The 12,442-nt window shown below is 38.9% G+C and carries 11 protein-coding genes; all 11 read left to right on the top strand.

Annotated elements, in window-relative coordinates; translation table 11 throughout:
• Positions 1–51: 51 nt before the first annotated feature.
• The 11 genes from pepT to NH286_RS00400 all read left to right on the top strand — a co-directional run bounded on the left by pepT (position 52) and on the right by NH286_RS00400 (position 12,027).
• Positions 52–1,287 (top strand): peptidase T, encoded by a 1,236-nt coding sequence (gene pepT / locus NH286_RS00450; protein WP_265235981.1) that lies wholly within the window; start codon positions 52–54, stop codon positions 1,285–1,287.
• A gap of 150 nt (positions 1,288–1,437) precedes the next feature.
• Positions 1,438–2,817 (top strand): sialidase family protein, encoded by a 1,380-nt coding sequence (locus tag NH286_RS00445; RefSeq protein WP_265235979.1) that lies wholly within the window; start codon positions 1,438–1,440, stop codon positions 2,815–2,817.
• A 202-nt stretch (positions 2,818–3,019) separates the two neighbouring features.
• Positions 3,020–4,699, top strand: a complete 1,680-nt coding sequence (locus tag NH286_RS00440) for an ABC transporter substrate-binding protein (protein WP_265235977.1) — start codon at positions 3,020–3,022, stop codon at positions 4,697–4,699.
• 68 nt (positions 4,700–4,767) lie between these two features.
• Positions 4,768–5,733, top strand: a complete 966-nt coding sequence (locus NH286_RS00435) for an ABC transporter permease (RefSeq protein ID WP_265235975.1) — start codon at positions 4,768–4,770, stop codon at positions 5,731–5,733.
• An 8-nt stretch (positions 5,734–5,741) separates the two neighbouring features.
• Complete coding sequence (locus tag NH286_RS00430; protein WP_265212228.1) at positions 5,742–6,620, top strand: ABC transporter permease; 879 nt, start codon at positions 5,742–5,744, stop codon at positions 6,618–6,620.
• A 7-nt stretch (positions 6,621–6,627) separates the two neighbouring features.
• Complete coding sequence (locus tag NH286_RS00425) at positions 6,628–7,644, top strand: ABC transporter ATP-binding protein (RefSeq protein WP_265212227.1); 1,017 nt, start codon at positions 6,628–6,630, stop codon at positions 7,642–7,644.
• Positions 7,645–7,687: 43 nt separating this feature from the next.
• Entirely contained in the window at positions 7,688–8,683 is a 996-nt protein-coding gene (locus NH286_RS00420) for an ABC transporter ATP-binding protein (RefSeq protein WP_399525093.1), read from the top strand.
• An 11-nt stretch (positions 8,684–8,694) separates the two neighbouring features.
• Positions 8,695–9,636, top strand: coding sequence for a dihydrodipicolinate synthase family protein (locus NH286_RS00415; protein ID WP_265235971.1), 942 nt, complete (start codon positions 8,695–8,697; stop codon positions 9,634–9,636).
• 1 nt (position 9,637) lies between these two features.
• Positions 9,638–10,513: an ROK family protein gene (locus NH286_RS00410; protein ID WP_265235969.1), complete on the top strand. Its 876-nt coding sequence runs from the start codon at positions 9,638–9,640 to the stop codon at positions 10,511–10,513.
• The gene (locus tag NH286_RS00405) at positions 10,506–11,339 is read left to right on the top strand and encodes a MurR/RpiR family transcriptional regulator (protein ID WP_106460865.1); all 834 of its coding nucleotides are present in this window, start codon (positions 10,506–10,508) and stop codon (positions 11,337–11,339) included. The genes NH286_RS00410 and NH286_RS00405 overlap by 8 nt, the downstream gene beginning before the upstream one ends.
• Positions 11,329–12,027 carry an N-acetylmannosamine-6-phosphate 2-epimerase gene (locus NH286_RS00400; protein ID WP_265235967.1) on the top strand — a complete coding sequence of 233 codons (699 nt, stop codon included), beginning with the start codon at positions 11,329–11,331 and terminating at the stop codon, positions 12,025–12,027. Before NH286_RS00405 ends, NH286_RS00400 begins: the two co-directional genes overlap by 11 nt.
• Positions 12,028–12,442: the final 415 nt, after the last annotated feature.

Below are 12,442 nucleotides of genomic sequence, written 5' to 3'. Positions count from 1 at the left end.
GAAATCACAGCCAGCCTGTGGTTTTTTCTCTAATAAAGAAAAGAGAAGATAATGAATGAAAAGATAATAAAAGATAAATTAGTAGAAAATTTCCTAAAATACCTGGCAATCCCTAGCCAGTCTGATGATAAAAATGAAGAAGTCCCATCAAGCCCTGGTCAGTGGGAGATGGCCAAGGTCTTAGCGGCTGATTTAGAGGACGTGGGCCTAGTAGATATAAAGGTAAATGATTTTGGAGTCGTTCAGGCAAGGCTTCCTAGGAGGGGAGATAGATCCAGGTCTATTGGCTGGGTTGCCCATCTTGATACGGTCGATGTGGGCTTATCAGATAAGATTCACCCTCAGCTTATCAAAGCTTATGATGGCAAGGATATAAAATTAAACGAAGAAATCACCTTTTATGTCAAGGACAATCCCGAAATCCTAGATTATATTGGTGATGATATAATTTTAACCGATGGGACTTCGGTCCTAGGGGCAGATAACAAGGCGGCTATTGCCAATATTATGACAGCCCTATGGTTTTTAAAAGAAAATCCAGAGATTGACCACTGTGAGATTTTCATAGCCTTTGTCCCAGATGAGGAGATAGGACTTAGGGGATCAAGAAAAATTGATTTTGATAAGTTCAATGTCGACTATGCCTACACCATAGATTGTTGCGCCCTTGGAGAACTTGTCTATGAGACCTTCAATGCAGCAAGCGGGACCCTCAAAATAAAAGGAGTATCAGCCCACCCAATGTCAGCCAAGGACAATCTAGTAAACCCAATCATGATAGCCCACGATTTTATTTCTATGCTAGATAGAGCCAAGATGCCTGAAAATACCGAAAATAGGGAAGGATATATTTGGATGACAGATATAAAGTCAGATGTCCTTAATCTAAGGCTTGACTTTAATATAAGAAACCACGATAGGGAAAAATTTGAGGCTAGCAAGGCTTATCTCTATAAAATAGCTGACCTATTAAAAGAAAGATACAAGAAAGCTCAGATAGAGATTGAAATTTCAGATGTTTATGACAATATAGCTGACTCTATGAATGATGAAAACAAAATCGCTGTAGAAAGGCTTAGGGAGGTCTTTAAAAGCCTAGAGATAGAAGAAAAAATAATCCCAATGCGAGGAGGAACTGACGGGTCCTTCCTATCAAGAAAGGGAATCTTTACCCCAAATTATTTCACAGGAGCCCACAACTTCCACTCAAACAAGGAATTCTTGCCAATAGACAGCTTCTACAAGTCCTTCCTAGTAACCTTAAATTTAATGCAAGATGATTTTTAAAAACAAAAGCCCAAGGCGGGCTTTTTTCTTTGAGATTTTCTTCAAAGTCTTTAAAGAAAGCAAAAGTATTTTCAAAAACCCTTTAGTCATTGAAAATAAATTGCAAGAGTCTATAATTAAATTAGGAAAATGTTTTACCAAGGAGGTATTATGTATAAAAGCCAGACAATAGATTTATTTTATCCAGGCCTTGAGGAATCGCCATATTATAGGATACCAAGCCTTGCTCTCCTTAAAAATGGTGACCTCTTGGCTGCAGCTGATCAAAGATTAGAAAGTGAAAGCGACTGGGGAGGTCTGATAGAGCCAGCCCTAAGGATCAAAAAGAAGGGTGATGATGATTTTTCAGGCCTCTTCAAAGCCTTTATGGAGCCAAGATTTAAAGACGCCAATCCCACCTACACCATAGACACCAACCTAACTCCAGCCTATTATGAACCAGGCAATAAGGTCTACATGGTAATTGATAAGTTTAGGTCAAGCGGCAACTACCTTACATCCAAAAAAGGCACAGGCTATGTAGAATTTGGCGGTGAAAAATATCCGATTTTATTCTATAACAGCGGAAATACCCTCCTTTTTGAAAAGGCCCAGTCTAGGTTCTACATAAAAAATGGCAAAGTCTATGGGATGGACCATACCCCAAGTCCATACAGGGTTTGTATGGAGGATTCCTATCCCTTTGATAAGCTGGGCAATATTTATGAGGGTGACAAGCTAGTAGGAAATATTTATTCAGAGACATCCTTCCTTAGAGTCCACCAAACACCCTACCTATGGTTTACCCAATCAGAAGATGGGGGCAAGACATGGGCAAGTCCTGTTGATATATCCCACTTTGTGGCAGATGATAGGATGATTTTTATGGGAGTCTGCCCCGGAAGAGGCCTCCAATTACCAAGCGGCAGGATCCTAATCCCTCTTTATTACACCACAGAAAATAAGGATGACATCTATGATTTAAGGGAACATGCCTGTCTAATTTATTCAGATGACTTTGGCAAGACCTGGACTAGGTCAAAGTCTGTAAATGATGGAGAAGGCTACTCTGCCCTAGATGGAAAAACTCTCACAAATACAAGTGAAAGCCAGCTAGTAAGCCTAAATGACGGGACCCTAATCCTATTTTCGAGGACAACATCGGATAGGATTCTTTATTCATATTCATACGATGATGGAGAGACTTTTGAAAAGGCCCTTTGCCAGACAGATTTTGATTCAGAAGCCTTCTGCATGGTATCGGTCCTAAAATATGACAAGGATGGCAAGGAATATATCCTAGTAGCAAATCCCAAAGGTCCAGGCAGAAACAATGGCTATATCAGGGTTATGGAAGTAGGCGAGGGAAATAAACTAAGGACCATCAGACAAAAGCAAATCACAGACACAAACTTCACCTATTCTTGCTTAGAATATACAGGAAAAGACGATATTTTCGCCCTTCTTTTTGAACAAAGACAAAAGGATGGTTTAGAAGAGAAAGAGTTTTTAAAATATATAGAATTTGACTTTGAATATCTGATGAATTAGAAGAATCTTTAGCAAAAAATATAAAAAATAAGAGAGCATCTAAAAGTACTTTCAAAATTAATGAAAAATTTGAAATTATTTTTAATATGTCCTATAATGTAGATAGTTAGGAAAATGTTTTTTAGGTATATAAGCTTATAACTTCAACTTTACATATATACTTAAAAAACCTTATCACGAAATCGAATTTCAAGGAGGGAACATGAAAAAGAATTACGTTTTAGGCCTAGCCCTATCAGCTATCATGCTACTAACATCTTGTGGTGGCGCAAAGGCACCAGAAAACAAGGAAGCAGGAGATGCTAAGCAAGAAACAAAGGTAGAAGAAACAGCAAAGAAAGACGAGTCTAGCGAAAAATCTCTAAGGATGCTATTTGACAAACAAGGTGAAGGTACAAACTTCGATACACCTTGGTGGAACCGTGGAGATATCTATAAGGTTATAACCTTCAGATCTCTATTTAAGGCAAATCCAGAACTAACAGAATTTAAAGAAGATCTTCTAGATTCTTACACAATGGCAGAAGATGGCATGAGCTATGAATTTAACATAAAAGATGGCCTAAAATGGTCAGATGGATCTGACCTTACAGCAGAAGATGTAAAATTCTCAATCGAAGGTGCTCTAAAGGCAGCAAAAGTAAACTCAATTTATAAGTCAGCCTTCTCATCAATCAAGGGAGCAGAAGACTACAAAGAAGGTAAGGCAGAAGAAGTTGCTGGTCTAAAGGTAGAAGGCAACAAGCTAACAATGGAGATGGATAAATCTGTTGGTAACATGATTCCGATTCTTTCACAATTTGCAATCCTTCCAAAGGCAGGCTTTGAAGGCGTAGATATGACAGAATATCACACAGCAGACTTCTGGAAAAACCCAATCACAAATGGTATGTACAAGGTTAAAGAAGTTGCAACAGACTCTTACCTAGCCCTTGAGCCAAACGAAAATTACGAAGGCCAAGCACCAAAAATCAAATCAGTAGTAGTAAATATAGTACCATCTGATGCTAAATTAAATGCAGTATTAGGTGATCAAGCAGACGTATTTAATTCTAAGGTACCTACAGAAATCCAAGCAGTTTCTGAGAAAGAAAACTGGGAAGGCCAAACTGTAGACACACTTTTCTACTACTACCTAGTATTTAACCAAACAGGCAATGATCAAAGACCAGCTAGCGAATGGATCAAAAATCCTAAGTTTAGACAAGCAATCTATTACGCTATAGATAGAGAAAACCTAACCAAGAGCCTCTTCCCAGGTCTTGCAGAAGTATCAACCTTCGGTGTACCAGCAAAAGATGCTGATAACAAAAACGAAGAAGCTGAAAAATACGCTTACAATCCAGAAAAAGCTAAAGAGCTTCTAAAAGAAATCGGCTACAAAGCAGATCAACCACTAGAATTTAGATACTACATGGCTGACCAATCATCAGTAGATCTCTATAACTCTATAGCTCAAAACCTACAAGATGTTGGAATCCCAGTAAACGTACAAAAATTTGCGGGCGATGCCACCCAAGAACTTATGGAACTAAGAAACTACGACATAGCCCTCAAAGGCCTATCAGCATTTGGCTATGAAGAATGGTACGGAGAATATGTTCCAGCCAATAACAACCTAGTAAGAGTATTTGGCGAAGAAGTTGGTAAAAAATACGAAGGTCTATATTCTGACCTCCTTCAAGAAACTGACAAGACAAAGAGAGCAGAAATCCTAAAGGAACTTCAAAAAATCGAATCAGAAGACCTATCAAAAGAAGTAGTCTTCATGCTTAAAAATGAAATATTAGTAAATACAGACAATGTAAATACTAACGGAGCTAAGTTTACAAATCCATGGTTTGCAGCAGACATCGGATTTGAAAATTGGGAGCTTAAATAGTTATTCAATTAGGGGCGACAACTGTTGCCCCTTAAATTTTGAAAAATTGCGCTTTAAGGAGAAAATAAATGAAAAATGGCAATATTTTTAAATACATACTAAAGAAATTAATACAAATGATACCAATGCTTGTAGTAATTTCTTTTCTAATATTTGTTGCCCTCCAGGCTATGCCAATAGACCCAATCAACTACCTCTTGCCACCAGGCTCAGCTAGAGATCCACAGATGATAGCAGAGCTAAGAGCTAGATATGGCCTAGATGATCCAATCCTAATCCAATATGGCAGGTGGATTGGCCAGGTAATAAAGGGAGACTTTGGCTATTCTATAATAAATGGACAACCAATAAAAGATATACTAGCCCAAAAACTACCAGCGACAGTAGAGCTTGCCCTAGCAGCCCTAATCATATCATCAATCCTAGGTATAGTTTTAGGAATCTTATCAGCAGTCAACCAAAATGGCCCAATTGACTATATAGCAAGAGTTATAGGTGTAATCGGCCAATCCATACCAGAATTTTTATTTGGTATAGTTCTCATATCTGTCTTTGCCCTTTCCCTTGGATGGTTCCCGGTAGGGGGAAGAAATATATTTGGCATGACAAGCTTTTGGGATAAGAGCAAAAACTTAGTTCTACCAGCCCTAGCCCTATCCATAGCCATGATTGCAACAGTATTAAGGTATACTAGAAACTCTATGCTTGGAGTAATGAACCAAGAATATATCAAAACAGCTAGGAGCAAGGGCATACCAGAATGGAAGGTTTACCTAAAACACGCTTTCAGAAACTCAATGGGACCAATTCTAGTCACAATCATGCTCAGGATTCCAGGCCTTATAGGAGGTTCTGTAGTAATAGAATCAGTATTTAACTGGCCAGGCATAGGATCAACCCTCATGGGAGCTGTAACGAGCGGTGACTATCCGATAATAATGGTCACAACCTTACTCATAGCCACAGTTATGCTTGTAATCTCCTTCATGGTAGATGTCCTAAGTGCGATTCTTGACCCAAGAATAAGATTGTAGGTGAAATTATGACAGAAATAAATCTAGTAGAGAAAAAAGAAAAAAAGTCATCCTTGGCAAAGAGGTCTTTGCAAAAATTTTTATCAAATAAATTGGCAATAGTAGGGCTTGTGATAGTCTTGCTAATGATCTTATCAGCAATCTTTGCACCCCTACTTGCCAGCCATGACCCAAACCAAATAGATATGGGTAAGCTTAATCAAGCCCCAGGCAATGGCCACCTATTTGGGACGGATTCCACAGGCCGTGACCTATACTCAAGACTCCTTTATGGTGGCAGGATTTCAATCCTAATCGGTATATCATCAGCCCTTACAACATCCATCATAGGCACAATCTTTGGCCTAATAGCTGGATATTTTGGCGGTCTAATCGATGTCATCCTCATAAGAATATCAGAAGTCTTACAATCATTTCCTATGATAATACTTGTCATGGTCCTTGTAACCATCCTTGGCCCTTCAGTATCAAATATGATCCTAGTTTTCACCCTCATAGGCTGGATGACAGTCTTTAGGATAGTAAGAAATGAAGTTTTAAGATTAAGAGAAGAAACCTATGTAGATGTAAACAAGGCCTTTGGTATATCAGACTTTGCTATTATGTTTAGGGACATCTTGCCAAACACCCTAAGCCCAATAATAGTAGCAACAACCATAAACATAGCCTATTTTATACTCCAAGAAACAGGCCTATCCTTCCTAGGACTAGGTGTTCCAACAAATGTACCAACTTGGGGAACAATAATAAATGCGGCCAAGTCAATAACAGTCATCCAAATGTATAAGTGGCAATGGATAATACCAGGCCTCTTTATATCCCTATTTGTAATGAGCATCAACTTTTTGGGCGATGGCCTAAGAGATGCTCTAGACCCAAGAAATTAGGTGAAATATGGACAATATAATCAAATTAAGAAACCTATCCACAGAATTTAAGGTAGGAAAGAGATATAACAGAATAGTAAAAAACGTAAGCCTAGATGTTAAAAAGGGTCAGATCTTATCAATAGTAGGAGAATCTGGCTGCGGCAAATCAGTCACAGTCAATTCCATGGTCAAACTCTTGCCAAAGACAGCTAGGATAAGCTCAGGAAGCTCAGAATTTTTTAAGGAAGATGGTAAGATTGTCGATATATTAAAGGAAAAAGCCTACGGAAAAAAGATGAGAGAGCTTAGGGGTAAGGAAATCGGAATGATTTTCCAAGACCCGATGCAATCCCTAAACCCAGTTTACACTGTAGGTGACCAAATCCTAGAAAATATCCTAGAGCATAGGAAGATTTCCAAAAAAGAAGCCAGACAAATCGGCATAGAAATGCTTAAAAAGCTTGGCATACCTGAAGCAGAATCAAGATTTGATAATTACCCTCACCAATTTTCTGGTGGTATGAAACAAAGGGTAATGATTGCCATAGCCATGGTAAATAACCCAAATCTTTTAATAGCCGATGAGCCAACCACAGCCCTTGATGTTACAATCCAAGCCCAAATCATGGATCTTATGAAGGACTTAAGAGATAAGGAAGGCAAGTCAGTAATCCTTATAACCCACAACATGGGCCTTGTGGCAGAAGTAGCCAACCAAGTTGCAGTCATGTATATGGGAAGAGTTATAGAATATGGGGAAGTGGCAGATGTTTTTAATTCTCCTACCCATCCTTACACCAAGCTTTTATTAAAATCTGTTCCAGTACCAGGCATGGATAGGAATAAGAAGCTATCAACCATACCAGGCGAAACCCCAGACCCAGCCAATTATGTAAAGGGCTGCGAGTTTGCAAATAGATGTGCTTATGCCACAGAAGAATGCCTAAATAAGGATATTCCACTATTTAGAGTAGAAGGTAACCACACAGCCAGATGTCTCCTATTAGAAGGAGAAAAGGAGGTCGTAGATGAAAGTAGATGAGAAAATAATAGAAAAAAATGACGACCTATTAGTAAGAAATGAAATAAAAGATACAATTGTCTTTGATGTCAAAAACCTACAGACCCATTTTCCAATCTATGAAGGCACTTTTTTCAAAAAGCAAACAGGAGCTGTCAAGGCGGTTGATGGGGTATCATTTAAAGTCAGACGTGGAGAGACAGTCGGTGTTGTAGGTGAATCTGGTTGTGGAAAGACAACCCTTGGCAAGTCTATAATGAGACTAGAAAACCCAACCGGTGGCGAAGTTTTATACAATCTTCACGGCAAGATGACAGATGTAACCAAATTTAATAAAGAAGAGCTCTTTGATTTTAGAAAAGAAGTGCAAATGGTCTTCCAAGACCCATATTCAGCCCTTAACCCAATGAAAAAAATCTATGATTCCTTCAAGGCACCCCTAGTTGCCCACGGGGTCAACCAGAAAAAGGACATAGACATGGTCATAGAAGATAGGCTAAAGAGAGTAAACCTAAGACCTGATTATATGTACCGCTACCCACATGAGTTTTCAGGTGGTCAAAGGCAAAGGCTATGTATAGCCAGGGCCCTCTGCGTGTCCCCAGAAGTAGTAATCCTGGATGAGCCGGTATCAGCCCTAGACGTATCAATCCAGGCCCAGGTAATAAACCTACTCCAGGGCATCCAAAAAGAGCTTGACCTAACCTATATTTTTATAGCCCATGACCTTTCGGTAGTAGAATATATTTCTGATAGAATAATAGTAATGTACCTAGGCAATATCATGGAAATATCTACCAGCGAGAAGATTAACAAAAACCCAGCCCATCCTTATACTCAGGCCCTCCTATCAGCTGTCCCAATACCAGTAGTGGGAGCTGATTCAAAAAGGATTGTCCTAGAAGGGGATGTGCCAAGTCCAATCCATAAGCCAGCTGGCTGTCCATTCCACAATAGGTGTAGCAAGTGCATGGATATTTGTAAGAGTGAAATCCCAGAAAGAGTCCTAATAGATGAAGACCACGAGGTAGCTTGCCACCTATATAGCAAGAAAAATTAGAGGAGAAAATTATGAGCGAATTTACACTAAAAGACTTTAGGGGAGTAATACCAGCTGCCCTATCAATATTTGACGAAAATGAAAACCTAGACCTAGAAGCTACAAAAGAATTTACAGAATTTATTTTAAAATTTGACATTGGTGGCCTATACTTAACAGGATCAACCGGAGAAGGCTTCTTGATGAGTGCTGAAGAAAGGGAAAAATCATCACAAGCTGTAATAGAAGCAGCAAAGGGAAAGGTGCCAGTTGTAGTTCACATAGGCGATATAGGTACTAAAAAATCAATCGACCTAGCAAAAGCAGCCGAAGAAGCAGGAGCTACAGCCATTTCATCAGTCCCACCATTTTATTGGAGATTCAATAGCGAGCAAATCTATAACTACTACAAGGATATAGCAGAAGCTGTTGATATTCCAATGGTAATCTACAATGTCCCACTAGCAGGGATGATGAGTGCAGATATGATCAAAGACCTATCCCAAATAGAAAATATCAAGGGTGTAAAATACACAAATTCAGACATTTACCAAATCCCAGCTATCAAGGAAGCTTGCGGAGAAGACTTCATGGTCTATGGTGGAGCAGATGAGCTAGCAAGCTCAAACCTACTAATAGGTGTAGATGGTATAGTAGGATCATTTTATAACCTAATCCCAGATTTATTCATCCAAATAAATGAGGCTATAGCTAATAACGAAGTCAAAAAAGCTTACGACCTTCAGAAAAATGCCGTAAGGATAATAAACTACCTAGTAGCAGGTGGTAACATGGTAGCAGGTATCAAGGCAGTCCTAAGAGAAGCAGGTATAAATGCAGGATATGCTAGAAGACCATTCATCAATTTCTACGGAGATGACCAGGTAAAACTTGCCAAGGGCCTAGTAGAATTGGCTGACAAATACCAGATGAAAGATATCTATGTAATAGATAAGCTAAGAGAGAAATATTAAGATGCCAGTACTTTGCCTAGACATAGGGGGCACAGAGATCAAGGCCATGCTTAAGGGGGAAGATTTTGAAAAAGACCTTCCAAATTTCCCATCAAAGGCAGGCACAAACGCCCCTGATATCAAAGAAGATGTCCTAAAACTCATTAAAGACCTAAATCCAGAATACAAGGTAGAAGGGGTGGCCATTTCTACAGCAGGCATGGTTGACTACAAGACAGGAATCATAGCAGGCCACGGCCCAACCTTCAAAAACTACAAAGGTTTTGATTGGAAAAAGGAGCTAAGAGATGCTCTAAACATCCCGGCTGTAGTAGAAAATGATGTAAAGGCAGCAGCTATGGGCGAGCTATCCTATGGAGCTGGCAAGGGCTATGATTCAGCCTTTGTCCTTACAGTAGGAACAGGCATAGGAGGCGCCCTAATCCTAGATGGCAAAATCCACAGGGGTGCAAGTGGTCATGCAGGAGAAATTGGCTACATGCCATTTGAAACTGACAAGTTTGAAGCCCTAGCCTCAACCAGCGCCCTAGTTAAAAAGGCAAAGACCCTTTACCCAGACAAAAACCTAAATAATGGTAAGGAAATATTCGCTGCCATTGATAGGTCTGACCCTGATGCTATAAAATTAGTCGATGATATGACAAAAATCCTAGCCAGGGGCATAGCTAATATCATGCTCATAGTTAACCCAGAAGTGATCATAATTGGTGGAGGTATAAGTGAGCAAAAAGAGAAATTCCTCGACCCAATTATAGAAAAGATAAGGGCCCTAGTGCCAGAAAATATCTTCGCTTCTACAGAAATAAAGGCCACAGCCCTAGGCAATAAATCAGGACTTTACGGGGCCTACAGCCTATTTGAAAAATCAAATGAATGAAAATTATGAATCAATACTCCCTCTAATTGAATCAAAGTATGAAGAATTAACTGAAGTAGAAAAGATAATAGCAGAATATTTCCTAGAAACAGAAGACACAGACCTAACAAGCAAGACAGTCTCAAACAAGCTTTTTATCTCTGAGGCAGCCCTCACCCGTTTTGCCAAAAAGCTCAACCTTTCTGGCTATAGGGAGTTTGTCTATAAGTACCAGTCATCTAGACAGAGCAATTTTAAGAGGAAAAAGGACATAGGTCTTCCTGTATTTGATTCCTACAGGGAAATCTTGCTTAAATCCTACAACCTCTATAATTATAAGGACTACGAAAAGCTAGCCGAAGCCATGCTAAATGTCGACAGAATTTACATCTACGGTGTAGGCTCATCAGGCTATTTGGCCACAGAATTTGCCCAAAGACTCATAAGGCTTGGTCTAGATGCAGAAGCTATCACAGATACCCATATGCTCTTATTAAATTCAGTAAGGCTAAAAAGAGACTCTCTAGTCATGGGCATCTCCTATTCAGGCAAGTCCATAGAGGTAATAGATGGTCTAAAGAAAGCGGGAGAGAAGGGGTGCAAGACAGTACTTTTTGTAGCAAATGATAGTGAAAAATGGGACCAGTATTTTGATTTTGTAATCCTAGTAGCCCACAAACAAAACCTAGAATATTCAAACATAATCTCACCCCAATTTCCTACCATGATCATGCTAGATATACTCTTTAAAAAACTCTACGACAGACGTCTCACCTCAGGAGAGGTCTACATGCAATCAGTTAATGAAATGTTAAAACTAATAAAGGAGAAGGACGATGGAAATTAATGATAGATTAAAAAATGGTCTAATAGTATCCTGCCAGGCCCTAGAAGATGAACCCCTCCACTCTTCATTTATAATGGGCAGGATGGCCCTAGCAGCAAAAATGGCAGGAGCCTGTGGTATAAGGGCCAACACAGTAGAAGATATAGAAGAAATCAGGAAAAATGTCGACCTACCAATAATTGGTATAATCAAAAAAGATTATGACAATAGCGAGATTTATATAACACCAACCATGGATGAAATAGACAAGCTTGTGGCTTCTGGTGTAGAAATTATAGCTACAGATGCCAGCAATGCCAAAAGACCAAACCACGATGGCTTAGATGCTTTCTATAAGGAAATAAGAGCCAAATACCCAAATATAAGGCTAATGGCAGACTGCTCAACCATCGAAGAAGCAATCCACGCAGATTCACTTGGTTTTGACTATATAGGCACCACCATGGTAGGCTACACCCCACAATCAAAGGGCCATAAGATAGAAGCAGATGACTTTAAGATCCTAAGGGAAATCATCAAGGCTTGCGACCATCCGGTAATAGCAGAAGGTAACATCGACACACCGGAAAAGGCCAAGAGAGTTTTAGAATTAGGAGCCCTCACAGTAGTAGTTGGGGGAGCTATAACCAGGCCACAAAATATAGCTAAGAAATTTGTCGACTGCATAGACTCTCTAAAAGATAAATAGGATTTAAAAACGGTTTTCAAAAATGAAGGCCGTTTTTTCTTTGTCAATTGTAAAAAAATGATAAAATAAATTTATGTTTATTGGTTATTTAATAAATAATAATAAAATACGTTTTGTTTTACACCTAAGATGTGATAAAATATAAGTTAAGAAATATTTAAAAATGAAGAAGACATGGATTCTATCAAGCAGGTTTTTAAATAAATTTAGCTAGATTTATGCCTAGGGATGTTCGTAAGTAAGTAGCTTACGAGGATCCCTAGCTTTGTCTTATAAAAAAACACTTAGATAAAAATCAATAAAATTTAGGCTGATACCAAACTAATAAGGCATGTGAAAGATGTTGAAATAAACGCTTTTCCCTTGATTAAAGAGCCTAAAAATTATATAATAAGTGTAAGATAATATGATTTTA

Origin of the sequence: Anaerococcus sp. NML200574 (assembly GCF_026131665.1) — a bacterium.
In the GTDB taxonomy this organism is placed as follows: Bacteria; Bacillota; Clostridia; order Tissierellales; family Peptoniphilaceae; genus Anaerococcus; species Anaerococcus kampingae.
This window is presented reverse-complemented; position numbering and strand designations above follow the sequence as displayed.